Source organism: Arthrobacter sp. Y3223065, from assembly GCF_059090885.1.
Map to the genome: position 1 here is coordinate 368,435 of NZ_JBNHGC010000003.1, position 25,740 is coordinate 394,174.

At 68.3% G+C, this 25,740-nt stretch carries 22 protein-coding genes, 1 tRNA gene and 1 other RNA gene; 13 read left to right on the forward strand and 11 right to left on the reverse strand.

Annotated elements, in window-relative coordinates; translation table 11 throughout:
• Position 1: 1 nt before the first annotated feature.
• Positions 2 to 655: a GDSL-type esterase/lipase family protein gene (locus AC5RUK_RS10285; RefSeq protein ID WP_494152122.1), complete on the reverse strand. Its 654-nt coding sequence runs from the start codon at positions 653 to 655 to the stop codon at positions 2 to 4.
• A gap of 201 nt (positions 656 to 856) precedes the next feature.
• Here AC5RUK_RS10285 and AC5RUK_RS10290 point away from each other — a divergent pair, with 201 nt between their 5' ends.
• The gene (locus AC5RUK_RS10290) at positions 857 to 1,561 is read left to right on the forward strand and encodes a DsbA family oxidoreductase (protein WP_494152274.1); all 705 of its coding nucleotides are present in this window, start codon (positions 857 to 859) and stop codon (positions 1,559 to 1,561) included.
• 59 nt (positions 1,562 to 1,620) lie between these two features.
• Here AC5RUK_RS10290 and AC5RUK_RS10295 read toward each other — a convergent pair whose 3' ends face one another.
• Complete coding sequence (locus AC5RUK_RS10295; protein WP_494152123.1) at positions 1,621 to 2,256, reverse strand: dihydrofolate reductase family protein; 636 nt, start codon at positions 2,254 to 2,256, stop codon at positions 1,621 to 1,623.
• A gap of 470 nt (positions 2,257 to 2,726) precedes the next feature.
• Between AC5RUK_RS10295 and AC5RUK_RS10300 the strand changes: the two genes are divergently transcribed.
• Positions 2,727 to 3,917 (forward strand): MFS transporter, encoded by a 1,191-nt coding sequence (locus AC5RUK_RS10300; protein ID WP_494152124.1) that lies wholly within the window; start codon positions 2,727 to 2,729, stop codon positions 3,915 to 3,917.
• 61 nt (positions 3,918 to 3,978) lie between these two features.
• Here AC5RUK_RS10300 and AC5RUK_RS10305 read toward each other — a convergent pair whose 3' ends face one another.
• The 5 genes from AC5RUK_RS10305 to AC5RUK_RS10325 form a co-directional block, all read right to left on the reverse strand.
• Complete coding sequence (locus AC5RUK_RS10305) at positions 3,979 to 4,653, reverse strand: LytR C-terminal domain-containing protein (RefSeq protein WP_494152125.1); 675 nt, start codon at positions 4,651 to 4,653, stop codon at positions 3,979 to 3,981.
• Positions 4,646 to 4,945, reverse strand: coding sequence for a type II toxin-antitoxin system VapB family antitoxin (locus AC5RUK_RS10310; RefSeq protein ID WP_493977152.1), 300 nt, complete (start codon positions 4,943 to 4,945; stop codon positions 4,646 to 4,648). The genes AC5RUK_RS10305 and AC5RUK_RS10310 overlap by 8 nt, the downstream gene beginning before the upstream one ends.
• A gap of 185 nt (positions 4,946 to 5,130) precedes the next feature.
• Positions 5,131 to 6,729 carry a multicopper oxidase domain-containing protein gene (locus tag AC5RUK_RS10315; protein WP_494152126.1) on the reverse strand — a complete coding sequence of 533 codons (1,599 nt, stop codon included), beginning with the start codon at positions 6,727 to 6,729 and terminating at the stop codon, positions 5,131 to 5,133.
• Positions 6,729 to 8,225: a cupredoxin domain-containing protein gene (locus AC5RUK_RS10320; protein WP_494152127.1), complete on the reverse strand. Its 1,497-nt coding sequence runs from the start codon at positions 8,223 to 8,225 to the stop codon at positions 6,729 to 6,731. The genes AC5RUK_RS10315 and AC5RUK_RS10320 overlap by 1 nt, the downstream gene beginning before the upstream one ends.
• Positions 8,218 to 8,934 carry a hypothetical protein gene (locus AC5RUK_RS10325; protein WP_494152128.1) on the reverse strand — a complete coding sequence of 239 codons (717 nt, stop codon included), beginning with the start codon at positions 8,932 to 8,934 and terminating at the stop codon, positions 8,218 to 8,220. The genes AC5RUK_RS10320 and AC5RUK_RS10325 overlap by 8 nt, the downstream gene beginning before the upstream one ends.
• Positions 8,935 to 9,043: 109 nt before the next feature.
• On the opposite strand from AC5RUK_RS10325, the gene AC5RUK_RS10330 reads away from it, so the two are divergent.
• The 5 genes from AC5RUK_RS10330 (at position 9,044) to AC5RUK_RS10350 (ending at position 13,296) form a co-directional block, all read left to right on the forward strand.
• Positions 9,044 to 9,955: a hypothetical protein gene (locus AC5RUK_RS10330; protein WP_494152129.1), complete on the forward strand. Its 912-nt coding sequence runs from the start codon at positions 9,044 to 9,046 to the stop codon at positions 9,953 to 9,955.
• 131 nt (positions 9,956 to 10,086) lie between these two features.
• A complete protein-coding gene (locus AC5RUK_RS10335; protein WP_494106866.1) occupies positions 10,087 to 11,118 on the forward strand; it encodes an isopenicillin N synthase family dioxygenase in 1,032 nt (343 codons plus the stop codon).
• Positions 11,119 to 11,378: 260 nt separating this feature from the next.
• Complete coding sequence (locus AC5RUK_RS10340) at positions 11,379 to 12,293, forward strand: oxygenase MpaB family protein (RefSeq protein ID WP_494152275.1); 915 nt, start codon at positions 11,379 to 11,381, stop codon at positions 12,291 to 12,293.
• A gap of 234 nt (positions 12,294 to 12,527) precedes the next feature.
• A complete protein-coding gene (locus AC5RUK_RS10345; protein ID WP_494152130.1) occupies positions 12,528 to 12,998 on the forward strand; it encodes a hypothetical protein in 471 nt (156 codons plus the stop codon).
• Positions 12,991 to 13,296, forward strand: coding sequence for a transcriptional regulator (locus tag AC5RUK_RS10350; RefSeq protein WP_493988599.1), 306 nt, complete (start codon positions 12,991 to 12,993; stop codon positions 13,294 to 13,296). Before AC5RUK_RS10345 ends, AC5RUK_RS10350 begins: the two co-directional genes overlap by 8 nt.
• Before the next feature lie 192 nt (positions 13,297 to 13,488).
• Here the strand turns inward: AC5RUK_RS10350 and AC5RUK_RS10355 are convergent.
• Positions 13,489 to 13,576, reverse strand: a tRNA-Ser gene (locus AC5RUK_RS10355).
• Between the two features lie 514 nt (positions 13,577 to 14,090).
• Between AC5RUK_RS10355 and AC5RUK_RS10360 the strand changes: the two genes are divergently transcribed.
• From AC5RUK_RS10360 to AC5RUK_RS10380, 5 genes are all read left to right on the forward strand, one after another.
• Positions 14,091 to 15,131: a hypothetical protein gene (locus AC5RUK_RS10360; protein ID WP_494152131.1), complete on the forward strand. Its 1,041-nt coding sequence runs from the start codon at positions 14,091 to 14,093 to the stop codon at positions 15,129 to 15,131.
• Positions 15,132 to 15,138: 7 nt separating this feature from the next.
• Positions 15,139 to 15,234: signal recognition particle sRNA small type (gene ffs / locus AC5RUK_RS10365), an RNA gene on the forward strand.
• Between the two features lie 75 nt (positions 15,235 to 15,309).
• Positions 15,310 to 18,948, forward strand: coding sequence for a DNA polymerase III subunit gamma and tau (locus AC5RUK_RS10370; protein ID WP_494152132.1), 3,639 nt, complete (start codon positions 15,310 to 15,312; stop codon positions 18,946 to 18,948).
• 24 nt (positions 18,949 to 18,972) lie between these two features.
• Entirely contained in the window at positions 18,973 to 19,569 is a 597-nt protein-coding gene (gene recR, locus AC5RUK_RS10375; RefSeq protein ID WP_493988596.1) for a recombination mediator RecR, read from the forward strand.
• Positions 19,570 to 19,769: 200 nt separating this feature from the next.
• Positions 19,770 to 21,056: an aspartate kinase gene (locus AC5RUK_RS10380; protein WP_493988595.1), complete on the forward strand. Its 1,287-nt coding sequence runs from the start codon at positions 19,770 to 19,772 to the stop codon at positions 21,054 to 21,056.
• Between the two features lie 63 nt (positions 21,057 to 21,119).
• Here AC5RUK_RS10380 and AC5RUK_RS10385 read toward each other — a convergent pair whose 3' ends face one another.
• Together AC5RUK_RS10385 and AC5RUK_RS10390 are read right to left on the reverse strand one after the other, a co-directional pair.
• Positions 21,120 to 21,332, reverse strand: a complete 213-nt coding sequence (locus AC5RUK_RS10385; RefSeq protein ID WP_494111121.1) for a hypothetical protein — start codon at positions 21,330 to 21,332, stop codon at positions 21,120 to 21,122.
• A 74-nt stretch (positions 21,333 to 21,406) separates the two neighbouring features.
• Positions 21,407 to 21,619 carry a hypothetical protein gene (locus AC5RUK_RS10390; RefSeq protein WP_493988593.1) on the reverse strand — a complete coding sequence of 71 codons (213 nt, stop codon included), beginning with the start codon at positions 21,617 to 21,619 and terminating at the stop codon, positions 21,407 to 21,409.
• 94 nt (positions 21,620 to 21,713) lie between these two features.
• Between AC5RUK_RS10390 and AC5RUK_RS10395 the strand changes: the two genes are divergently transcribed.
• Positions 21,714 to 22,175 (forward strand): MarR family winged helix-turn-helix transcriptional regulator, encoded by a 462-nt coding sequence (locus AC5RUK_RS10395; RefSeq protein ID WP_494152133.1) that lies wholly within the window; start codon positions 21,714 to 21,716, stop codon positions 22,173 to 22,175.
• A 113-nt stretch (positions 22,176 to 22,288) separates the two neighbouring features.
• Here the strand turns inward: AC5RUK_RS10395 and AC5RUK_RS10400 are convergent, their stop codons facing one another.
• Entirely contained in the window at positions 22,289 to 25,468 is a 3,180-nt protein-coding gene (locus AC5RUK_RS10400) for a S8 family peptidase (RefSeq protein WP_494152134.1), read from the reverse strand.
• Between the last annotated feature and the right edge of the window lie 272 nt (positions 25,469 to 25,740).

Below are 25,740 nucleotides of genomic sequence, written 5' to 3' on the forward strand. Positions count from 1 at the left end.
CTCAGGCCCCGATGACCAGGGAGCGAGGGGCGGCCTGCTCGGGGAACAGGTAGGCGCTGATGGCGTGCGCGATCTTGCGGCCGCCCTGGACGGAGGGCTCAATCGGATTTGCGTAATCGTCGTCTTCGGGACAGATGAGCCTCAGGTCCACCAGCGCCAGCCCCCGGGAGAAGACGGCCCGGGTGATGTGGTCGTTGAACAGGGCGGCGGCCGCCCTGATGATCCGCTGGTCGGGGCCTGAGGGCGGGGTGTCGTAGATGGTGCAGGCTGCCGTCGGCAGCCCCGTTGCCGCCACCGCATCGAGCATCGCGGCATAGCCGGCGCCGAACTTATCCTGGGCATCGGCGAACATGGCCAAGGCCTCGGCCGCCCACACGGCCGGTTCGTTGAGCAGGTAGGCGAATCCCAGGGCGTCGTTCCCGCCGACGCTGATTACCAGGTGCGTGGCGTCCCGCGGGAGGGAGCGGAGCTGCCCGGCGACCCCGCTGATGACGGCGCCGTCGAGAGCCAGGAGCGTGGCCTGCCACCCGCGCGGCAGCAGCCCCCGAAGCTGCGTCACGACGTCGGGACCCCCGGCAACATAGGCCGCGTTGTCGAACACCGAATCGCCGAGCAGCACAACGTGGCCGGTGCCGCCTGGTGCGTCAGATGCCATGTCGCCCTCCTGATCCAGGGTCGATGAGGGTTTTCGAGTCGGCGGGCAGGTATTTGGGCCGGCGAGCAGGCACTCGCCGGTGAGCACACTTTATCCCCCGTCCGGCCTCAGCCGAAGGGGCGTCCCCTCCTTTCGTTTTCGGGATCAGCCGCGAGCCGGATCGCGCGGAATAGGCGGCCCGCACTCTTTGTTGACGTGTCCATGAAGATTGAGATCTGGTCCGACATTGCCTGCCCCTGGTGCTTCATCGGCAAGCGCCGCTTCGAGACGGCCCTGGAGGGCTTCGAACACAAGGACCAGGTCGACGTCGAATGGCGCAGCTACCAGCTGGACCCCACGCTGCCGGAGCACTATGACGGCACCGAGACCGAGTACTTGTCCCGGATCAAGGGCATGCCCCAGGACCAGGTCAAGCAGATGTTCGGCCACGTCACGGCGCAGGCCGCCGGCGAGGGCCTGAACTACGACTTCGACTCCGTGGTGGTGGCCAACAGCTTCACCGCCCACCGCTTCCTGCACCTGGCCAAGGAGCACGGGGTGATGGACCGGGCCAAGGAAGCCCTGCTGTCCGGCCATTTCGAGCAGGGCAAAGACATTGGCGACGCCGAGTACCTGGTGGGCATCGGCGTCGAACTGGGCCTTCCCGAAGCGGAGATGCGCGAAACGCTGGCGGGCGACCGCTTTGCCGCGGAGGTCCGCGCCGACATCGCCGAGGCCCGCGCGCTCGGCGTGAACGGGGTGCCGTTCTTCGTGCTGGACCGCAAGTACGGGATCTCCGGGGCGCAGCCGGCCGAAGCGTTCGCGCAGGCGATCCGGCAGGCGTGGAACGAGCGCAGCCCGTTGACCGTGCTGCCGCAGTCGAAGACCGACGACGGCGCCGTGTGCGGCCCGGACGGCTGCAACTGACCTGACCGACCGGAACCGGCGGGCTGCTTCCCGGAGCGGCCCGCCGGTTTTCTGTTGTACTACGACGGAGGGTTGCCGGGCGGGCCGTCGAGCACAGTAGGAACATACTCGAGCAGCTGGAGCCGGCCGTCGAAGATCCTGCTGTCCACCATCTCGAGCGAGACGTCCGGGTAGCCGTCGTAGATCCGCTCCCGGCCGGTGCGGCCCGTGATGACCGGGAAGACGACCAGCCGGAACCTGTCCACGAGGCCAGCGGTCAGCAGGGATCGGCACAGGCTGAGGCTGCCGAGGGTGCTGAGCGGTCCGGTTACGGTCCGTTTCATCTCCGCCACGGCCTCGACGGCGTCCCCGGTGACCAGTTCCGAGTTCGGCCAGGTCAGCGGTGCCGGCAGGGTGGAGGAGAAGACGACCTTGGGCACGGCGGCCAGGCCGATCAGGCTGGCGCCCTCCTCCTCGGAGAATTCCGATCCCCCGGCCGCGGCCTCCTCGGACATGCCGGACATCAGCCGGTAGGTGTTCGCGCCCATGAGGAAGGTATAGTCCTTCTCCCCCTCCTGCTCGAGCCAGGCCAGGTACTCCGGGCCCTCCAGCCCCCACCAGCCGGGCCAGCCCTCGGCCGAGGCGTACCCGTCCAGGGAGATGATCAGGTCGACCATCAGTTCCGCCGTTTGCGTCTGCGCAGTGGCCTCGCCCATCGCCTGCTCCCCGACCGCCACCGAGGTCCGTTGACCGACCGGGCCCGGGTCTGTTGACTGATCCGTTGTCTGACCGGGCCTCCCTACGCCGCTGGTCCCCTGGCGGCGCTGGCGGACATGCTACTCCCGAAGCGATGGGTTGTTGAAGGGTTCGCGGGGGCCAATGCCCAGAGTTCCCCGTGTCGAAGCTCATATCGCTGCCCACCGGCGTGAAACAGGGACCCGCAGTAGAGTGAAAAGGCTTGGCACCTCGTCGCCGAGGATTCTGCCACGGACCCTTTTGCATCGCCTGGCGGCACACGACGTCCCGCGATGGTCCGCTTCCCTTAACTGTGGCGACCGCCGTCCCCTGGACGACCGCGGCGAAGCACCCTTGGCTGCGCACCTGCGGTTCCTCCGCGTGTGCAGGTGCATGTACTGGCAATGGCTGGCTGAGGCTTCGGCCCGATTTAGAGAGGACTGATAGCGGGATGGATCAGCAACCGACGAGGCTGTGGACCAAGAACTTTATTCTGGCCATCGTCGTCAACCTGTTCATCTCCCTGGTCTTCTACATGCTGATGACCACCATGGCGCTCTACGCCGTGGACCGGTTCCAGGCCTCCGACACCGCCGCCGGTTTCACGTCCAGCGCGTTCGTGCTCGGTTCGGTCATCGCGCGGATCTTCGCGGGCCGGTTGCTGGACGTGGTGGGCCGCCGGAAGATGATCCTGGTGACCATGGCGGTGTTCGTGGCCGCCTCGCTGCTGTACATTCCCACCGGTTCACTGGCCTGGCTGCTGGTGCTCCGCATCGTGCACGGCATGGCCTTCGGTGCGGGCACCACCGCGGTGGCGGCCTCGGCCCAGACCCTCATCCCCCACACCCGGCGCGGCGAGGGAACCGGGTACTTTGGCCTGTCCACCACGCTCTCGACGGCGGTGGGCCCGTTCGTGGGCGTGCTGCTGGCGGGGCTGGGCAACTACGACGTCATGTTCTACTTCTGCGCCGCCTCCTCCGTGGTTGCCCTGGTGGTGGCCCTGTTCCTGCGGGTGCCGGAGCTGCCCGCGGCGAGGCGGTCCGGCCGGTTCCGGATGAGCCTGAGCGATATTTTCGAGACGGCCGCCCTGCCCATCTCCTGCATCATCCTGCTGGCCGGGGCCTCCTACTCCGGCATCCTGATCTTCCTGACCTCCTACGCGGAGTCGCGGGGCTCCACCGCCGCGGCCAGCGTCTTCTTCCTGGTCTACGCCGGGGCGGTGCTGGTCTCCCGCCTGTTCGCCGGCCGGATCCAGGACCGCCGCGGCGACAACAGCGTCATGTACCCCACCCTGATTTCCTTCGTGCTGGGGTTGGCGCTGCTGATCCCGGACCCCACCCCCCTGACCATCATCGGCTCGGCGGTCTTCAGCGGCATCGGCTTCGGCACCGTCATGTCCGGCGCGCAGGCGATTGCGGTGAAGGTGTCGCCGTCCATCCGCATCGGCACGGCCACCTCCACCTTCTTCCTGATGCTCGACGTCGGCTCCGGGCTCGGACCCATCATCCTGGGCACGCTGGTTCCGGTTCTCGACTACCCGGGCATGTACGCCCTGCTGGCCGTGGTGATGGTGCTGACCACCGTGCTCTACTACTTCGCGCACGGCCGCCGGAAGGGTGCCGCCGGCGCCGTCGGCGCCTAAACGACCCCTCGCGGCGGTGCGGCGGGCGCCAACGCGAGGCACCGCCGTCGTACTGGAAGCGCTATTCCTCCGCCGGTTCGCTGGGGGTGGGCGACAGCCGCGGGCAGCTCAGCGTCCCCGGTGTCTGGTCCACCCGGTTGGCCGGCACGAGTTCCTTGTAGCCGGCGCCGACCACCACGTCGACGCTGTCGTCGGTGCGGTCGTCGGCCACGTATTCCGAGTCAGGGATGTTCCGCTGCAGATTGAAGGCGTTGGCTTCGCCGGCCTTGCCCGACACGACCACGGCGCTCATCCCGTAGATGCTCAAGGTCTTGTTGCCGACGGAGCCGATGTCGTAGCCGCGGTCGGACAACGCGGCGGCCACCTTGCTGCCCAGGCCCTCCAGCTGCGTGCCGTTGTAGACGTTAAGCCGGAACGAACCGTTGTCCGGGTAGTCGTAGGTGCCGGTCGGGCAGGTGACCGGTTCCGGGGGCGGCGGCGGACCCCAGCCGGGGACCTTCAGATCGCCGCGGGCGACGGCGAGGGCCGCGAGCACCGCGGCGATGACCAGGCCGACCAGCAGCACCAACACCACTCCGTGCAGGATCCGCCGGTGGTAAATGTGCGGCTTCTCCACATTGCCGTCGTCGACGAAGACGCGGTCAAGATCCTCTTCGGTGATGACGCGCTGGCCCTGCCAGCTCAGTATCTGCTTGGGCTTGCGTCGGGGTGGCGGCGGAACGCTGGTTTCAGTCATCGACCACCAGGACCCTGGCATGCAGCACGGCCCTCTGGTGGAGCGCCGTGCGGACCGCGCGGTGCAGCCCGTCTTCCAGATAAAGGTTCCCCTGCCACTGCACCACGTGCGGGAACAGGTCCCCGAAGAACGTGGAGTCCTCGGCCAGCAGGGCATCGAGGTTAAGCGTTGACTTGGTGGTGATCAGCTCGTCCAGGCGCACTTGGCGCGGCGGCACCTCGGCCCAATCCTTGGGGCTGACGTGGCCATGTTCGGGGTAGGGGCGGCTGTCGCCCACGGCTTTGAAGATCACGAACCCAGCCTAAGGAAGTCGGCCCACGAAGGAAACGTGCGCCCCAGCGTGCCGCGGACCCGTAGCCAAAAGGTTACTGTCCGCGGGGCGCACGTGTTGGGGTGTCTGACGCTTCCGGCCCGGCAGGCCGCGGTGCCTGGCGCCTACCGCATGGGAGGCCGCGGTGTCTGGCCACCTCCCGCCGGTCAGGCCGCGGTGATGGGCACTTCGCGGACGCCCACGGTCTCGCCGGTGATCCAGTCCTCCCACTCGACCCGCAGCCGGTACTCCCCCGGCCCTGGCGGATGCAGCATCACGTCGTACCGCTCGGCCGCGCCGAAGGCCAGCACGTCGGTCATGAGCGGGTATCCGGCCTCCCGGCAGGTCGGTGACGGCGCACCCGGTACGGAGGTGTCACGGAACGGCCGGCCGTCGTGGGCGACCAGCTCGGCCATCCGCATGGGCTTCCCGTCCACGGCCGTAAAGTACATGCGGTTGGGAAGGTAGTTGGCGTTCAGGATGCGCAGCAGCGTTGGCTTCTTCTCTCCGCCGGCCACGTTCGCCCGCAGCGCCGACAGGCTCCAGACCCGGTTGTCGCCGGAGCGCCGGCGGATCAGCTCCCCGCCCATCAGGTAGAAGTGCTTGGGCTCGTACCGATTCAACCCCACGTCCTCCCCGGACAGCCCGGCGGCGTGGTGCATTTCGTGCCAGCGCGGATCCACCGAGTACGGAATCAGCATGGACTCGGTGTCGATGTCGTACTCCGGCCCGTCCACGAACGCCCGCCGCGCTCCCGGCGTCACCGGGTAGTCGGGGTGCACCACCGGATCCACGATCACGGGGCCGAACATCCCCATCTGCGCGTGCAGCACGGTGTTGACGTGGCAGTGGTAGAAGTAGGTGCCGGCCGCGCCGTAGTTGGGATCTCCGGGCCGGCCCGGTTCCGGCGCCCACTGGTACGTGTACGTGCCGCCGATCTCGAATGAGGTGTGGCCGACGCCGTCGTTGCGCGGGTCAGGTTCCAGCCCGTGCCAGTGGATAGTGTGCGGCCCCATCGAGGGATGTACGGTGGCGTGGAAGATCTGCCCTTCCAACGGCCGGATCAACGGGCCGGGAAAGCCGCGGCCCGACTCCCACGAGTCAAAGCTCCACATCTCGAACTGCGCGCCGTCGTCGAACCGCAAGTCCCGGTTGAAGACCTCCAGGTAAACAGACGAATGCGGCGTCTGCCGGAACTCGGTGACCGGGCGGTCCAGATCCAACTGGTCGGAGCTGAAGTCCACCTGGCTCCGGAAGCGGTGGCGCGGGCGGTCGTCGTCGCTGGTGGGACGCGGGCTCGGCGTCGGTCCGGTGGGCTGGGTCGGTTCCGCGGTGGGGGACGACGTCGGTGCCTCCGTTGGCTCGTTCGTGGGCTTCGGCGTCGGTGCGGCGGTGGGATTGTCAGTGGGCGAGGTGGTCGGTTCAACCGTGGGCGCCGCCGTCGCCGTGGGACGGGGCGTCGGCGACGGCTTCGGGTTCGCGGTGGGCCTTGGGGAAGCGGTCGGCTTCGGCGTCGCGGTCCCTTTCGGTTTCGGCGCCGCGGTCGGTTTCGGTTTCGGCGTCGCGCTGGGTGTGGACCTGCCACCGCCCTTGCGGTTGTCCGCCGTCTTCTTGTTCCGTTGTTCGGCTTCCCGCTTCTTCCGGTCCTCCTCGCGCCGACGGGCAGCTTCCTCCTGCTTCCGCTCGGACTCGGCCCGCTTGCGCTGCTCTTCGGCCCGTTTCGCGGCTTGGTTATCGGAGCGCAAGGGGACTCTCAGGTTGCTCATCATCCCTCCCCGGGAATCGGTGCCTTCAGGTTCCAGTGCGCCACCAGCCCGCCCGGATACATCCCGCCCGCGGCGGTTTGCGAGGGCTCCGCGTGGCAGTGCATCGGGTACTCCCAGTCGGTGGTCCGGGCGAACCACACCGGATCGAGGGCATCCGGCGGCCGCTTGACCGGCATGATGCAGTCCTTCCGGTCCATCGGTTGCAGCTCCACCACGTCCTCCCACTGCTGCAGCACCACGTGGCCGTGCTTGTCCACGTACCCGTCGCGCCGCGGCCAGTGGTAGTTGTTCCGCCGCACGGTCCACAGGTGGTTCCCGTGGAAGTGGATCTGGTGGTACACGATTCCGGGGTTGATCAGCCGCACCAACTGGCCGCCGCGGAGGGTGCCGGCGGTGGTGCCTTCGCCAAACTGGCGCACATCGAGCTGTCGCGGATATCCGGAGACCAAGGTTTCCTCGTCGCTGGCCAGGTTGAGCGCCTCGTTCCGGGTCATCGCCAGCGACTCGTAGCCGCTGCGCCCGTTGAGCGTGAAGTACCGCGGCACCGCCTTGGTCTGCAGCGGGTCAACGGTGCCGCCGGCGGCCTCGATGGCAGCCCAGTTCGACTCCACCGCGTGGCAGATCCACACCCACTGCCGTTCGAAGCTGGCCCTGCCGGGCGTGATGTCCCACTGGTGCACGGGATCCATCACCACGAGCGCGCCGAAGAGCCCGAGGGTCCGCTCGACCGGCGCGTTGGTCGGATCGCTGTAGATGTACGATCCGGGCGGCGGGCAGGGCAGCTCCAGCAGTGCGCTCTCGCCGGGCGCAATCGGACCGGTCCGGACGTCCGCGTGGTCTGGTCCGACGTCGTGCAGGACAAACTCATGGTCCTTGGCCAGCCGGTTGTGCACGCGGAAGCGCAGCGTCGAACCGACCTCGGCGATGATGGTGCGTGCGGGGAAGTAGCTGGCCCAGTAGTTGCGGCGGATGAAGTACTGCCCGGGGTTCGCCGGGTCCGGGCCGTACGGCTGCGGGGTGCCGCGCGGCGGCAGCGCCGCCCCCAGCGGATAGCTCCGCGACTCCACCAGCCGCCCGTCGGCGGTGAACACCTTGGGCGTCACGGCCAGGCTCGGCGAGGCGTCCCGCAGTCCGGTGGGCCGGTCGCCGAAACCGCGGTGGTAGACCAGCGAGTCGTCCACCATCTTCAGGTAGCCCTCGTTGATGTACAGGTCCAGCACGCCAGGGATGGGCACGACGGCGGAGCGCCGGGTTCGGGCGGGCCGCACCCCTGCCACTGGCACAGCGGCCGCTGCCTGTGCCGCGGCGGCGCTGCCCGTCCCGCCGAGGGCAAGCGCGCCGAGTCCGACTGCCGCCCCGTACTTTAGGAAATCCCAGCGCCCGACGTGGGCTTTCCCCGCACTGTCCTGGCCCACGCTGTCCCGGCCCACGCTGTCTTGGCCCGCGCTGTCCTGACCCAAGGCGCCGCGGTACGGCTCCGGCACGTGCTCAGTCATGATGGCCGCCCTCGTCCAGCCACCCGGGCCTGGGCGCCACGCGCGGCAGGTCAAGCTGCAACGGCGCCGAGTGCAGCCACGGATCCGTGAACTCCGCGGAGAAGCTCTGCGCGTCCGCCGGCACCAGGAAGCTGATCCAGAAGCGTTCGGCGCTGACGGGCGGCAGCGCCACGGCGTCCCCCGAGTCCCGGTTGGTCACCGTCGGACCGCCGTCGCCGACCCTCAGCCGCAGCTGTCCGGGGGCGAACAGCACCTCGCCCTCCGAAGCGTTCTGCACCTCCAGCTCCACCAGCAGGTGGTCACCCCACGTCATGTTCGCCGGCTGCGGCGCCGCCGCCACGATGGGGCCGTGACCGGCGTGCCCGGATCCAGCCGGGTCAGTGCCCCGACCTGCAGCGGCGCCGTCCGCTGCCCGCCGCCCCGCCTCGGAGGACTCCGCGCCCGTGGCGGGAACACCGCCGTCGTACGCCAACCGATGCTGGCGCTCCGCGGACACCAGCTTCACCCTCCCGAAGGACGTTTCCACGCCTCCCGGACCCAGGCTGCCCGCCCGCAGGTGGCTGGCCGAGAGCAGGCCTGCGCCCGCCGCCACGCCGGCGACGCCGGCTCCAACAAGTACCCCAAAAACACGGCGCGAAAGGCCGGACGGCAGGCTCGCGCTGCTGTCCGGCCCCGGCACGACCGCGCTATCCCCATAGAGCGTCGTCATTGCTTTACCGCTTCCCATCCCCATGCCTGTAGGCACTCATTCTTGCCGGGCGGGCTTGGGAAAAACTGGTGGGATGCAAACCGCCGTGCCGCCCCGTCATACTGGGACCATGAGCCTCACAGCCGGTCTCCCTGCCCGCCCGGGCCAGCCGCCCATCGGCTTGCTGCTGGACGTCGACGGCCCGGTTTCCTCGCCGGTGACGCGCACGGTGCCTTCCGGCATCATCCACTCGCTGCTGGTGATGGCCAAACGCGGCTGGCCGATCGTGTTCAACACCGGACGGTCGGACCAGTTCATCCGGGAGCAGGTGATGGAGCCGATGCTGGCCGTCGGGATGCCGCCGGGGGTGCGCTGCTATGCGGTGTGCGAAAAGGGCGCCGTCTGGTTCAGCTTCACCGCGGCCGGCCCGGGCACCATCCATGTGGACCATTCGCTGGCCCCACCGCAGGAGTTCGCCGCCGAGGTGCGCAAGCTGGTCAACTCCGGCTACTCCAGCCACATGTTCTTCGACGAAACCAAGCGGGCCATGGTCTCCGTGGAGCAGGTGGTGGGAACGGAAAACCGGGAGTACCGCCGGGTGCAGGAAAAGTTCGACGCCGAGGTCCTGGCTCTGATGGGCCGGTTCGGCATGGGTGCCACCCGCCTGGACCAGCACCTGCCGGACAGCGACGACCGGATTGACTACCGGGTGGACCCGAACATCATCGCCACCGACATCGAATCGGTGCAGCTGGGCAAGGACCTGGGCGCCGAGCGGGCGTTGGAAATGCTGGCCGCGGACGGTGTGGTGCCGCACGCCTGGCGGACGATGGGCGATTCGCGCACCGACTACGCGATGTCCGACCTGCTGCACCACAACGGGCATGCGGTGCTGCACGTGGATGTCCGCCCCGACGACGGGGTCCCGCAGAAGCCGTACCCGGTGCTGACCGCGGCGCACTTGGGCTTCCCGAAGGCCGTGCATGAGGAGGCCGGCGCGGCGTTCCTGCGGACCTGGGCGGCGATCGCGCAGACGCTGTAGGGGCGTAACACGGCGAAATACGGGGCGCATTCCACGCCCATTTCCCTCGCGAGTCAAGCAAAACTTCGCGGCTGCAGCAAAACGTAACGTCCGTAACAATTGACTCTGAGCCCGGTGCTAGTCTGCCTACCATGAACGCACTTCAGGGGAGCATTCCAGTACTCGACATGAGCACCGCCCGGTTGGCGGACGGCAGCTTCAACCCGGACTTCATCGACCAGCTGCGCGACGCCGCGCACCGCGTCGGGTTCTTCCAGATCACCGGCTACGGCGCGGCCGAGGGCCAGGTGGCGGAGCTCTTCGACGCGATCAAGCGCTTCTTCGAGCTGCCGCTGGAAGAGCGGCTGAAGCTGGACAACCGAAACTCCCCGCATTTCCGCGGCTACACCCGCATGGGCACCGAGCGGACGCAGGGCCGCGCCGACGCCCGCGAGCAGCTGGACTACTCGCCCGAGAGCGAGCCGGTCGCCGACTACCCCGAGGACCAGAAGTACTGGCTGCTCCGCGGCCCGAACCAGTGGCCGGATGCCGTTCAGCCGGACCTGCGCGAGAAGGCCATGGCTTGGGCCGAGCTGATGTCCACGGTGGGCCATGACCTGCTCTCGGCCATCGGCGTCGGGCTGGGCCTGCCGGAAGACTACTTCGACGAGCCGTTCGCCGGCACCCCGCACTGGATGGGCAAGCTGGTCCACTACGTGGGCGGCGTGGTGGAGGAGGCCGGCGACCAGGGCGTGGGCGTGCACGCCGACTACGGCTTCGTCACCCTGCTGCTGCAGGACATGGTCGGCGGGCTGGAAGTGCGGCCGCCGGAGTCAGACGAGTGGCTGCCGGTCGAGCCGATCGAGGGTGCCCTGGTGGTGAACCTGGGCGAAATGCTGGAGGTGGCCACCGACGGCTACATCACCGCCACCGTCCACCGCGTGCAGGCTCCGCCGCCCGGCGTGGACCGCTACTCCGTGCCGTTCTTCTGGTCGCCGCGCCTGGATGCCGTGATCGACCCGGTCCCGCTGCCCGACGAGCTCAAGGCCAGCTCCCGCGGCCGCACCGACGACCCGACCAACCCGATGCTCTCCAGCTTCGGCGCCAACATGCTCAAGGGCCGGCTGCGCGCCCACCCGGACGTGACCGAGAAGTTCTACCCGGAGCTGCTCGCCAAGAAGTAAGCGGGCAACCTCGCCGGGGGTCCGGGTTTCCCTGGCTCCGGGGCTTCGGTGCTGCGAGTCTTCTCTCCGGGAGGGCTCGGGCTTCCGGGTCCGGGTCTCCGGCTGCGGGGCTTCCGCGCCTCCAAGGCTCCGGACCCCCGAGCTTCCGCGCATCCGGGCTGCTTGCCCCGATGGTGTGTGCGACGTTCGACGTCGCACACACCATTCTTCGTGGTGCAGGCTCTGCTCACCCCGTGCGCGGCCGTTCCCGCTCGCCCATAATGGGCTGTGTGGCGAACATCCTGACCCGCTGGCGCGACGAACTGCGCGGCACATTTTCCGGCCAGAGCGACACGATCCCGCAGTGGGAGCTGGACCTGGAGAACGGCGACGATGCGGGCTACTTCGCGCCGGATTCCGCGGTCTGGACGGTCCACCGCTCGATGACCACCCTGGTGGCGGGCATCCGCTCGCTGCTCACACAGACGCTACACCCTGGGGCGTTGGCCGGTGTTGATGATTTCTCCGCGTACCGTGCTGCTCCGCTAGCCCGGCTGGCCAACACCATCCGGTGGATCTTCACCGTGACCTACGGCGACACTGCCGCGGCCAGGTCTGCCTGCGACTTGGTGCTGCAACTGCACGAACGTGTCCGCGGCACGTACACTGACTCGGTCGGCGAGCAACGGCCGTACTACGCGAATGATCCGCATCTGCTGCGCTGGGTGCACCTGACCTTTACCGATGCTTTTGTGACTTCCTATCTCACGTACGGCAGGCGGTTGCCCGGCGGTCCCGACCGTTACGTCGCCGAATGGGCCAAGGCCGGCGAACTCATGCAGATTGCTGACCCGCCCCGCACCTTCGCCGAACTGCGCGGTCAGCTGGACAGTTACCGGCCGGAACTCACCGCCTCGGCCGCCATGCAGGAAACAGTAGGGTTCGTCCGCCATCCACCCTTGCCCCGCTCCCAACGGCTGGGCTACAGCGTCCTGTTCGCCGCCGCCGTCGAAACCCTGCCCGAGGATCACCGCCGACTACTGGGGCTGCGGCCAAGCACTCCGCTGCCGCTGCGGGTCCTGATCAAGCCCGCCACCTGGCTGGTGCTCGGCGTCGTCCGGCTGGGCCTGAGCAAGACCGGGCCGAGCGAGTCCGCCGCGCGCCGCCGCCTCGCCCGGCTCCGGCAGCAGGACTGACGGCGCGACTCACGGGACGCAACTGTCCACGTTTAGAACGGCCATCGAATAAACCCGCAGGTCAGGGGCCTGTCGTTCTCCAAAACGTGGACAGTTAGGCCTAAACATGGACAAAAGCTGACTGATGTAGCCACCCCAACGCATCGCACGGCTCCGGCGCTTGCTCCATCCGTGCACTCATCCACTGCCGCGCATCCTTGCCGGAGCGGAAAGTCATTCTGTAGACTTTCCGTTATGGAAAATAACTTCGACGGGCGCCCGTCGGTCGAGGAGGCCGCCGCCAGCCTCCGCTACTTGGCTTCCGACCGTCAGGCACTGGCCGACGGCGTGCAGGTTCCCAAAACACTGCTGGCCGCACTCGGGGGCGTGGCGGCCTGGTGGGTGGCAGGAGCCGCGACAGCCACCCCCGGGGAGAACTACGAACCCCCGGCTTCCGGCTGGTTGGGGCTGGTCGCCGTTCTAGTGATTGTTCACCTGATCCGCCGCGAAACCGGAATCCGATTCCGCAAGATGGGCCCACGCGCCGTAATGGCTGGGATCGCGGTCCTCTTGGTTTGCCTAACCCTGTTCTCGGTCTCACTCGGTCTGGTTTCCTTGGGCGCCGGCTGGGCCGTGGCGCTGGCTAGCCTGTCCGCCTTCGGCCTGGTTACTTGGCTCGCAGGAATTGTCTACCGCTCGGCCCTGGATCAGCTGCGTCGTGATTAGGGCCCGGTTCGATGACGTCATCCACGCGCCGGTACGGTTACGGATTTGTGGAGTGCTGCGGCCTGTGGAGCAGATGGACTTTGCTGTGCTGCGTGACACGCTGGACGTCTCGGACGCCACCCTCTCGAAGCACCTGAAGACCCTCGTCGAGGCCAGATACGTCAGCCTGACCAAGGCCGCATCGGCGGCGCGCAAGGATGCCCGCCGCCTGACTTGGGTGACTCTCACCCCAGTCGGGCGGAACGCCTTCGACGGGCACGTGCGTGCACTGAGGGAAATAGTAGGCACTGCCGACTGAACGCGGCGTGCAACGTGACGCAACCGCCTCACGACCATGAACATCTATTCGCACGTCACGTCGACTATGCAGCCGGTGCTCTGGACAGGCTGGGTCAGCTGCTTTCCTCTCGCAATTGCAGAGGTCGTTGCTTGCGAGGCAAAACGAAAGCGGCCCTGCCTAGATCTTCTCTAGTCAGAGCCGCTTTCTTGCTGGCGGAGGATGGGGGATTTGAACCCCCGAGGGCGTGAACCCAACACGCGTTCCAGGCGTGCGCCATAGGCCGCTAGGCGAATCCTCCAGATGTTTGCTCACAAGAGCAGATACCAGAGTACCCGAAAGCGGCCCTATGTGCCGAATCGGGCGGGAGCCGAGGGGCTGAGACACAGGAGTTCAAGGAGCTGGAGCTCGGGAGTCCACGGGGCTGCGGCGCGGGAGTCCGGGGAGCTCGGTCGCGCGCTGCCAAGGGGCTAGGCATGGGAATCCAAGGGGCTGGGGCACGGAAGTCCAGGGAGCCGGGGCGCGAGCCTCCCGGGGGCCGAGGCCTCCAAGCGGCTGGTGCACCGGAGCCCAGGAATCTGGGGCGCGGGAGTCCAAGGACCTCGGTAGCAGGACTCCAGGGGCCGAGGCTGGGCGATCAAAGCTCTCCGGAGACATCCGCCGTCCGCTCCGGGACGGGCTCAAAAGTTGAATCCGAGACCGGGCGGGCACCTCCGCCCTTTAGCTCTGGAAGGCTGCGACCGGCAGTGGCAAACTTACGCCATGGGTGAGGTGAAGGGCTGGGGGCAGGCCCTTTTCCAAGGGGACTGAACAACATGGCCACCGGTACAGAGTCAGCGGCAGGCAGCGTGCCACCGGCACACATCTTGGACTGGCTGCTGGCCGGGGATGCGTCAATCCGGTTCCAGACCCTGCGCGATCTCTGTGACGCGCCGGAAGGCGAAGTGGCGGAAGCGCAGAGCCAAATCGCCGGCTCCGGCTGGGGCGCGCTGCTGCTGCAGGCCCAAGACCCGGACGGCAGTTGGGGCGGCGGCCTCTACAACCCCAAGTGGACCTCCACCATGTTCACCTTGCTGTTGCTGCACTGGCTCGGGCTGCCACCGGGGCACCCGCAGGCCGTGGCCGGCTGCCGTAGGCTGCTGGACGGGGCAGAGTACTTCGACGGCGGGCTGACCTTCGGCAGGCATCAGGACCGGGCCGAGAACTGCATCACTGCCATGGCCGTGCTGGTCGGCGCCGAGTTGGGCCGGCGGCTCGACGGCGATCCGCGGATCGACAAGGCAGTGTCCTGGTTGCTGGCCGAGGAACTGGACGACGGCGGCTGGAACTGCGAGGCCCACAGCTCACGGGCCAAGCACGCCTCGTTCCACACCACCATCAGCACGTTGGAGGCGCTGGCGGCCTACCGCCACAGCGGCGGCTCGATCAGGGTCGACGTTGCCGAGGCCCGCGGCCGCGAATTCCTGCTGATGCACTCGCTCTACCGGTCACACCGGACCGGGGCCGTGGCGCATCCTTCGCTGTCCCAGTTCCGGTTCCCGCCGCAGTGGCACTACGACATCCTGCGCGGCCTGGAGTACTTCCGGGCCGAGGGCTGCCCGCACGATGACCGGATGACGCCCGCCATCAAAGTAGTGGCCCACGGACGGCGCAGCCCCGGCAACTGGGGCGGGTACCGCCCGTATCCGGGGCGGATGTGGTTCCGCTGGACGGCCGAGGACATCGGCCGTTGGGCCACGCTGCGATGCTCCCGCGTGCTGCGCTGGTGGGATGCTCCCGACGCCGCCCCCAACACCGCCGTCGGCTCCCCGACGAGCCCCGGCGGTGATTTCGGGCCGCCGCCTGAAGTCGGGTAGACTGTTCGTCGGCCCCTCATGCGGTGTCATCCTGTGAACTCCCCCAGGACCGGAAGGTAGCAAGGGTAAGCGGGCTCTGTCAGGTGCATGAGGGGTCTTTACTTACCCCCATGCCGCCTATCCCCAGCCCGGCCGCTTCGGCGTGCACGGGCCCAGTTTCAACCGATAGGGTTTGATCGTGAGTACAGCCCTTTACCGTCGCTACCGCCCGGACACTTTCGCGGACGTTATCGGGCAGGAACACGTAACCCACCCGCTGATGGCGGCGCTGCAGAAGAACCGCGTCAATCACGCGTACCTGTTCTCCGGCCCGCGCGGCTGCGGCAAGACCACCTCGGCCCGCATCCTGGCCCGCTGCCTGAACTGCGCCGAGGGTCCCACGCCCACCCCCTGCGGCACCTGCGACTCCTGCGTTGAACTCGGCCGCGGCGGACCCGGCAGCCTTGACGTCATCGAGATCGACGCCGCGTCCCACGGCGGCGTGGACGACGCCCGCGACCTGCGCGAGCGGGCCACTTTCGCCCCGGTGCGCGACCGCTACAAGATCTTCATCATCGACGAGGCCCACATGGTCACGTCGGCCGGCTTTAACGCCCTGCTCAAGATCGTCGAAGAGCCGCCGGAACACATCAAGTTCATCTTCGCCACCACGGAGCCGGACAAGGTCATCGGCACCATCCGCTCCCGGACGCACCACTATCCTTTCCGGCTGGTCCCGCCGGAACCGCTGATGCAGTACCTGGAACTGCTGTGCCGGCAGGAGAACGTTCCGGTGGCCCCGGGCGTCCTCTCGCTGGTGATCCGGGCCGGCGGCGGCTCGGTCCGCGACTCGCTCTCCGTGCTGGACCAGCTGATGGCCGGCGCCGGACCGGACGGGCTGGACTACGAACTGGCCGTTTCCCTGCTCGGCTACACCCACGCCTCCCTGCTGGACGACGTCGTCGACGCCTTCGCCGCGGGTGACGCCTCCACCGTGTTCAGCGCCGTGGACCGCGTGGTACAGACGGGCCACGATCCGCGCCGCTTCGTCGAGGACCTGCTCGAGCGCTTCCGCGACCTGATCATCGTGCGCGCCATGCCGGAAAGCGCCCACGCGATCCTGCGCGGCGTCCCGGAGGACCAGATCGCCCGGATGCAGACCCAGGCCAACCAGCTGGGCGCGTCCGAACTCTCCCGGGCCGCGGACATCACCAACCAGGCGCTGACCGAGATGACGGGCGCGACCTCCCCCCGCCTGCACCTTGAACTGCTGTGCGCACGAATCCTGCTGCCTGCCGCCGACCAGGGCGAGCAGGGCGTCGCGGCACGGGTGGACCGGATCGAGCGCCGGCTCAGCTACGGCGGGGCCCCGGTTCCCTCCCCGGCAGTTGGCCAAGGGCAGGCGCCCGCCGTGCATGCCGCCACGGAGCCCCCGCTCTCCGGGCCCGAGGCTGCGCGCGCCGCGCTCCGGGGATCCAACGCCCAGAAGGCCGAGCCCGCCCGCCCGGACGCCGAGCGCCTCACTCCCCCGCGGGTGAGCACCACCGACTGGCCCCGGGAAGACCAGCAGGGTACCGCTGCTCCCTCCGCCAACAACTCCCAGCCCGCAGGCCAGCCTGCCCAACAGCACGACGGCGGAGCTCCCGCTGGCTCCGGGGGTACGGCACCTGCGGCGGCCGGAACCTCCGGATCTCCGGATGCGGCTGGCGCCGCGGCCGGCTCCGCGGCCCAAGCATCTTCCGCCCAGGCGCCTTCCGCTCCGGCAGCTGACGCCGATTCCAACCGTCCGACCGTCCCGTCGTCGGTGTTCGGAAACCCGCGGGACGGCGGCAGGCAGGACGCCGGCGTGCAGGTCACGTCCGACGCGGCCGGTCCGCAGGAAGCTGCTGGCGGCTCCTCGGGCGAAAGCTCGGCCGACTGGGGTGGCAGCTGGGGCGCCATGCCGGAGCTGGCTCCGGCGCCCGAAGCCCGGCGACCCGCTCAGCCGGCTGGAAGCCAGGCTCCTGCATCGGGCCAGCAGGCTCAATCTACCCGGACCACGGCAGCGCCGGCAGCAGCATCCGACCAGCGGCCGCAGGCACAGGGCCAGTCCCCGGCGCAGCAGCCCGGAACGCAGCGGCAGACACAGGAAGCACCGCAGGCTCCGGCGCGACCGGAACCAGTCACACCACGGGCGCAGGCCCCGGCCCAGCAGCAGCCACCGGCACGGCCCGAACCGGTTGCACCACAGGCCCAGGCGCCGGCCCAGCAGTCTCCGGCGCGCCCCGAACAGGCCGCGCCACCGGCGCAGGCTCCGCGCCAGAGCCAAACCGGCCCGCAGGCCTCCGGGCAGATCGAAATGATCCGCCGCGCCTGGCCGGAGATCCTGAACACGCTCAGCGGCATCCGCAAGGTGACGTGGATGAACGTCAGCACCAATGCCTCGCCGCTCAGCCTCGACGGCACGGCGCTGACGCTCGGTTTCAAGAACCAAGGTTCTGCCACCAACTTCAACAATGGTGACCACGCGGACAACGTGCGCCAGGCCATCCAGCAAGTGCTCGGGATTGACCTGCAGATCCAAACCGTCGAAGACGCGTCGGTGACAGCGGGTGAGTCAAACCCAAAAGTACCTACTAGCCGGCCGCAGCCGGCAGACGGAGGTTGGTCCGCCAACACCGCTACGGTAGGTGCGCCCGCGCCGGTTTCGGAACCGGTTGGGCAAGCCATCCATCAGCAGCCTGCACCTGCCGCTGCCGGGATGACCGGCTCCACGGCCAGCCCGGGCTATGCGCCTTCTGTGCCTTCTGTGCCTTCTGTGCCTTCTGTGCCTTCTGCGCCTTCGGCTGGACCGGCGATGCCGGCTGCCCCGGCCGCCCCGGCCGCTCCGGCCGTCTCCGCGTCCGGCTTCTCGGGTAGTTCTGCATTGTCGGGGGGATCGGGCGTGTCCCCTGCTTCGGCTGTTTCCAATCCGTCTGCGCCCAGCGGGGTCTCCGCGCCTACGGGCCTTTCAGCAGCAAGCGGGATGTCGGCGGCCACGGCCGCTTCAGCCCCCAGCGGCATGTCCGCGGGCTCAAGCTTGTCGGCTCCCACGGCGGCTTCAGCCCCCAGTGGTACGTCCGCGACCACCGCCGCGTCAGGGGCATCAGCCTCAAGCGGCATGTCCGCAGCCACCGCCGCGTCAGGGGCATCAGCCTCAAGCGGCATGTCCGCAGCCACCGCCGCGTCAGCGCCGTCTGCCGAATCACCGAACAGTGCCTCCGGCAATGGCCAGCGACCGCCGGCCCTGCCCGGGGAAAAGCCGGTGTTTGCAAAATTGGCCGAGCGGATGGCGGCCCCGGGGGCTCCAACCGCTGTCCCCGTGGCGGCCGGTGCGCCATCGGCCTCGAACCACTCCGGCCCGGCGCTGGCCGGCTTCCCCGCCCCCGCAGCTCCTGCAGCTCCAGCAGCGGTGCCCGCGGCCGCCGTCCAACCAAACAGCCAGGCCACCGGCCCCCTGTCGGCGCAACCAAGCACGTCCGCCCCCTCCGCCCCGGCGCAGCCGTCTCCGTACGACGACATCCCGTACGCCAACGACGAACCGCCTGCCGAGGAATGGGAGACGACGCCGGACCGGCACATGGCCGGGCAAAAACGCAGCCGCTACCAGCAGTTGCTGGACCAGGCGAAGGCCACGCAGGCGACATCGGCCGCCGCGGCGCCGTCCCCGGCAGCCCGTGACCTAAACTTGAAATACGTCGAGGACATCCCGAGCGAAGACGACGAGGCCATCGAAGATTCCGGACTGGTGGGCCGCGCTGCCATTGAAAGGCTCCTCGGCGGACGCCTGATCGAAGAACGAAGCCTCGACGGTTCCTAACCGCCCGCGGAGATTGAAGGTTCAGTGTACGAAGGTGCTGTCCAGGAGCTGATCGACGAGCTCGGCCGCTTGCCTGGAATCGGCCCGAAGTCCGCCCAGCGAATCGCGTTCCACATTCTGGAGTCCGATCCGGCCGACATGAAGCGGCTCGTTGACGCCGTGACCCACGTCAAGGAGCGGGTGAAGTTCTGCTCCATCTGCGGGAACGTCTCCGAACAGGACACCTGCAACATTTGCCGCGACCCCCGCCGGGATCCGACGGCTATCTGCGTGGTGGAAGAGTCCAAGGACGTCATCGCAATCGAGCGGACCCGTTCCTTCAAGGGCCGCTACCACGTGCTCGGCGGTGCCATCAATCCAATCGGCGGCGTCGGCCCGGAGCAACTGCGCATCCGTGAGCTGCTCAGCCGCCTCTCGGACGGGCAGATCGAGGAAATCATCATCGCCACCGACCCGAACCTGGAAGGCGAGGCGACGGCGACCTATCTGGGCCGGATGCTCAAGACCATCGGCATCCCCGTCAGCCGCCTGGCGTCCGGCCTGCCGGTCGGAGGCGACCTCGAGTACGCGGACGAGGTTACCCTGGGCCGCGCGTTCGAGGGCCGCCGCGCCCTCACCTGACACCCGCCCGGCACCGTCGTCGTTATTACCCTGACCAGTCATACTGCCCGCCCGCATTCTCCGCCGCACCCACTGCGGCGCTAGAATGGCGGTTGCCGCGCGGTGCGCAGCCGGGACCCGCGGCAGCAATCCATGAGCCCGGCGGCGCGCCCCGAGCGGCCGCGGTCCGGGCCCCAACCCAGGAGTTGTTTAGAGAACACATGAGCCTGATAGTGCAGAAGTTTGGCGGTTCCTCAGTATCGGACGCGGAGGGGATCAAACGCGTGGCACAACGCGTCGTCGACACCCAGGCCGCCGGCAACCAAGTTGTCGTCGTCGTGTCTGCCATGGGAGATACCACCGACGAACTGCTTGACCTGGCCGACCAAGTCTCCTCCAACAGCAGCGCCCGCGAAATGGACATGCTGCTGTCCGCCGGCGAACGCATCTCCATGTCGCTGCTGGCCATGGCCATCCAGGAGTTCGGCTCCAAGGCCCAGTCCTTCACCGGCAGCCAGGCCGGCATGGTCACCGACGCCATCCACGGCAGGGCACGCATCATCGACGTGTCGCCGCACCGGGTGATGACGACCATCGAAAAGGGCGAGATCGCCATCGTGGCCGGCTTCCAGGGCATCAGCCGGGAGAGCAACGACATCACCACGCTTGGCCGCGGCGGTTCCGACACGACCGCGGTGGCGCTGGCGGCCGCTCTGGGCGCCGACGTCTGCGAAATCTACACCGACGTCGACGGCATCTATACCGCCGATCCGCGGGTGGTGCACAGCGCCCGGAAGATCGATACCATCTCCAGCGAGGAGATGCTGGAAATGGCGGCCTCCGGCTCCAAGATCCTGCACCTGCGCTGCGTCGAGTATGCGCGCCGCTTCGGCGTGAAGCTGCACGTGCGCTCGTCCTTCAGCACGAACGAGGGCACCTGGGTACTGCCCAACCCCGACGACAAGATCAAGATTCAAGAGGGAGAACCCTTGGAACAGCCCATCATCTCCGGCGTTGCCCACGACCGCTCCGAAGCCAAGGTGACCATCCTGGGCGTGCCCGACATCCCCGGCAAGGCCGCGGAAATCTTTGGCATCGTGGCCGGCGCGCACTCGAACATCGACATGATCGTGCAGAACATCTCCACCCGCGGTACCGGCAAGACGGACATTTCCTTCACGCTGCCCATGGTGGAGGGCAAGGAAGCGCTCGAAGCGCTCAACGCCGCCCAGGACGTGGTGGGCTTCGAGGGCATTCTCTACAACGAGAACGTCGGGAAGCTCTCGCTGATTGGCGCGGGCATGCGCTCCAACCCCGGCGTCTCCTACAAGTTCTTCGAAGCCCTGCACAAGGCCGGCGTGAACGTGGACATGATCTCCACCTCCGAGATCCGCATCTCGATTGTCACGCACGCCGATCTGCTGGACACCGCGGTCCGCGCGGTGCACGCGGCCTTCGACCTGGACACCGATGAGGAAGCCACGGTCTACGGCGGCACCGGCCGCTGACGCCGTACGGGAGGAATCGGGAAGGGGCTGTCAGCAGTTAGCTAACGGCCCCTTCGTCGTGTGTCAGGCCTTGCGCGGCCTGCGGTATGCGTAGGCGTGCCCGGGCCCGCGCTCCACTTCGATCTCTGCCAGTTGTTCCTCCGACGCCTTCTCGGCCGCGTCGTGCCGGTGCACCACCGGGGAGTCAGACTCGATCCGATCGGCAGGGCCCCAGACCTTCGCGGCCTTCTCCGTGGCGCGCATAAAGCGGTCCATGAAACGCCCATTTCCAGCCATCTGAATCACCTTCTTGCTCAGAAGAATCCGTGGCATCAGTTTAACGAGGACCGGTACGCAAGAACAGAGCGCGGCTAGGCCGGCTTCTTCGGCACGATGTAGGTGCTGCCGTCCGCCCGCGTGACCGTTTCCCACTGCGACGCCTCGGCCTCGCGCTGCTTGAGCAGGGCCTTGTTCTCCTCGGTCATGGGATGGTCCACGCCGCTCTTCTGGGCCGGGCCGAAGACGATGCGGAACTTGCCGGTCGCCCGCATGAACGCGTTGACGCGGGACTTCTTCTCGGCCATGTGCGTGATCCTTCTTCCGGTGCCCGGTGGACTCTGCGGGCGCTCAACCCCAGAATAGGGCATGAACAATTAACGCAAGAACTAATGGAGAGTGATGGCCGTGACAGTGACAGCGGGGACGACGGACGACCTGCTGCTGGAGCACCAGCTGTGCTTCGCGCTGTCGGTGGCATCGCGCAGCGTGGTGGCCTCCTACAAGCCGGTGCTGGAAAAGCTGGGCCTCACGCATCCGCAGTACCTGGTGATGCTGGCGCTGTGGGAGCAGAGCCCGCGGATGGTCAAGGATCTGTCCGAGGCGCTGCAGCAGGAACCGGCCACCCTGTCCCCCATGCTCAAACGGCTGGAGCAGGCCGGGCTGGTGACCCGGGAGCGCGTGGAAGGCAACGAGCGGGCGCTGGCCGTAGGCCTGACCGACGCCGGAGAGGCGCTGCGGGAGGGGGCCCTGGCCGTGCCAGGCACCATGCTGGCGCGTCTAGGGCTTGAACGGGAGCAGTTGCGCGAGCTGAACGCCTCGATGCATGCGCTGATCAAGGCCGCGCGGGCAGCCACAGACTAGCGCCGAGGCACGGTACTGCCGGTAGATGCGGCGGGAGGGTGGCCGGTGGACGTTTCCACCGGCCACCCTCCCGCTTGTTCAGGTGTTGTCAGCGGCCAGGACCGCGTGTGCCGTTAGCGACCCGAGCGCTGCCCGGGCTGCGGCGAGGCGCTGCCGTCGACTATCACAGCGGCACCTTCACTTGCCGGCGCCTGCGCCGCGGCCCCGTTGCCGGAGACGTTGACCGTCACCGCCGTGGAGGAGCCCTCGCCGAACTTCACCAGGCCAACCCAGCTGCCGGCGGTCAGGCCAGACCAGGTGGCGGTTACCGTGCCGGTCTCGCCGTTGGCCAACTCCAGCGGATCCGGGCTGACCGCCAGGTTGCCGGCGTCACCGCTCAGCGCCACCGTGTCGATGGTCCCCTTGCTCGCCTTGCCGTCCGGGCTGCTGTACAGGTGCGCGATGGCATAGTAGGTGCCCGGCGCCGGATTGTTGATGACCAGGGACTCGCTGGCCGAGGCCGTGGCCGCAGAGATCACGGTCCCCGCCGGAGTGAAGACGTACAGATCCCAGTCTGCCCCCGGGTCGGCCGCGGTGATGGAGAACTGCGCCAGCGTGGCACCTGCCGGCACCGCCTGCGGGGCATAACCGGTGCTGCCGTTGGAACCGATCACGGCGGGCTGGCCGGGAACCTTCTCCACCTGGGTGGCGTTGGCCTTGGCCAGGCCCTCGACCGCCAGGTCGATCGGCGAGTTGGTGCCCGAGGTGACCTCGATCGAGCCGGTGCCGTCACCGCCGTCGGAAGCGAACGCCACGCTGGCGGGTGCCACCGCGGTGACCGGCCGGACGGCGATGGGTGAGGCAACCACGTGCTGCCCGCCGCCCCGGGCGCCGGGCTTGCCGGCCTTGCCCTCTTCGGTCCAGACCAGCTCGCCCATGGTGAACTGATCCAGCGGCGCGTCCGCGTTCTCGAAGGTGACCTTGAACGTGCGTTCCTGGCCGGCCTTCTTGAAGGTCAGCTTCGCGGGCGAGACCTTCACGTTCACGCCCGGCAGGTCCACGTCCGCCGTGTAGGTGCCGGGCTCCAGGGCGGTGAGCGTGCGCTCCACGGTGACCTGGCCGGCCAGCTTCCCGAGGGCGAACGACGGAACGTTGACGTCCTTGGATTCGACGGTGTCCCGCTTCTTCAGGCCCAGGTCCACGCCGGTGCCCTGGATGAAGCCCAGCCAGTCGCTGACATCGGCGTCGTAGGCCAGGCCGGGATCGCCCATGCGCGCGGTATCCACGTGGCCGGCGCCGGTGGCGAAGCGGTCTTCGTTCACCGAACCGTCCTCGGTGACCAGGTCGCCGGCGGTGGTCATCATCGCCGACTTCACGGTGGCCGGGGACCACTTCGGGTTCTTGGCCAGCAGCAGCGCGCCGAGGCCGGCCACGTGCGGTGCGGCCATCGAGGTACCGGACATGAAGCCGCTGGTCTCGCCGCCAACCACCGGGGAAACGCCGGCGAGCACGTTCACGCCGGGGGCCGCAACGTCCGGCTTCAACAGGTTCGAGTCCGCCGCGGTGGACGGACCGCGCGAGGAGAACTCGGCGACCTGCGGGACCGGGCTCTGGGGCAGTCCCGTGGTGTCACGGTCGCGCAGCGCCGCGGTCAGCGACGGATCTGCCGCAACCTTCTCCTTGATGGACGGGTCGTCGATGTGCACGGTGGGGACGGCATGCAGGTCCAGGTCGAGCGACCCGGGCGCCACGTTGACCAGCACCATGCCGACACCGCCGGCCTGCTCGACGGCCACCGACTTGTCCGCGCGGGCGATCACGCCGCGGTCGCAGATGACGATCTTGCCGTCGACCTTGGCCGGATCGAGCTTGCCGGGGTAGCACAACCGTGCCTCGTCCCCGGTGGCCCCGGCCGCCCCCGCCTGGGCGGAAAGGATCAGCGCCGTCTGCGGAACCTCGCGGTTCATGATGGACGTGCCGCGGTATTTGGTGCCGTCCGAGAGTTCAACGGTGCCCTGCAGTTCGTTGGAGAACGTGCTGGCGGCCACCGTGGTCACCCAGGGCGCGCTGTGGTTGACGGTGGCGGGGGCCGGGCCCGAGTTGCCGGCGGAGGCGGAGACGAAGATGCCCACTTCGGCCGCGCTCAGGAACGCCACTGACACCGGGTCCAGCACCGAGTTGTTGTTGCCGGAGATGGAGTAGTTCAGCACGTCCACGCCGTCGAGGATGGCCTGCTCGATCGCGGACACGGAGGCCGAGGTGTAGCAGCCGCCGGTGGCGGCGTCGTTGTCCTCCCAGCAGATCTTGTAGACGGCGACTTTGGCGGCCGGAGCCACGCCGTTGCCGGTGCCGAAGTCGCGGCCGTCCACCGTCTGCGTCACGCCGCTGTTGCCGGCGGCCGTCGTGGCGGTGTGGGTGCCATGGCTGGAGATGTCCAGCGGGGAGATGGACTCCTGCGGGTGCCTGTCTTCCGGCGGGACGTAGGCCAGGAAGTCGTCGGCGTAGTAGCGGGCGCTGAGCACCTTGGAGTTGCATTCGGAGCCGTCGAAGCCGGAGCCTTCCTGGCCCGGCTGGCATTCGCCCAGGAACGTGCTGCCGTCCGCCTTGAGCATGGCGATCCTGCCGTCCGGCGTCAGGTAGGGTTCGCCGACCTTGGCCTTGCCGCTCAGCGGCTTGACCTCCTCGCCGGCCAGGAAATCGCTGTCCGGGTAGTAGCCGGTGTCGATCACGCCGACCACGGTTCCCTTGCCGGCGTTCTGTGCGCCGCCATACTGTTCGGCCCAGACGCCGTTGCCGCCGGGCAGGTCCAGGAAATCGGTGCTGGAGTAGTCCGGGTGGTGCTGCTCGTCCGGAGCTACCGCCGCCACGCCCGTCTTCTTGGCCAGCTCGGCTGCCTGCAGCCCGGTCAGCTCCGCCGCGAAGCCGTTCACCGCCGTCGTAAAGCTCTTCCCGATCTTCACGCCCTCGGAGGCAGCGACGTCGTTCTGCTGCTCCTGCAGGTGTGCCCGGTACTTCTTGGCGTTGGCGCTGTTTGCGTTCAGCTTTTCGCCGGGCGCGGGCTTGGTTGCCGCGATGCCGGACACGCCGCCCTCATAGGTGGCCAGCGGATCGCCGGAAAGCATCACGATGTAGCGGCCGTCCTCGTAGACGGCCTGCTGCCCGTCAGGATTCGAGATGATGGTGCGGGCAAGGTCGGCGGGTGCGGCCGCGGCCGGGCCGGCAAGCCCGGAGAGGATCAGCGGTATCCCCAGTGCGAGTGCTGCGGCAGAGCGCAATCCCTGCCGGTGCACAAAGCTGCTGCTTTGCTGTGTCATGAGAAGGAAATGCCTTTCATCCGGTGGACCCGACCGCTTTGGCCGGCCCGCAGACGCAGCCGAATGCCTATCCTGCGGGCCGTACGGCCCGCAGGGTATTGGATTTCCCCGGCGTGCGACGCCGGCCCCATCCCCAACTGTGACAACAGCCACATTGGTGCGTCTGTGGGATCAAAGTACCGCACCGGGAGGTCTGAAAGAACCGTTTCACCCTAGTTTTCTGTGCCGCGGCGGAAATCTCCTGCGGGTACTTCCCTGCCGAGGCCGGCGGT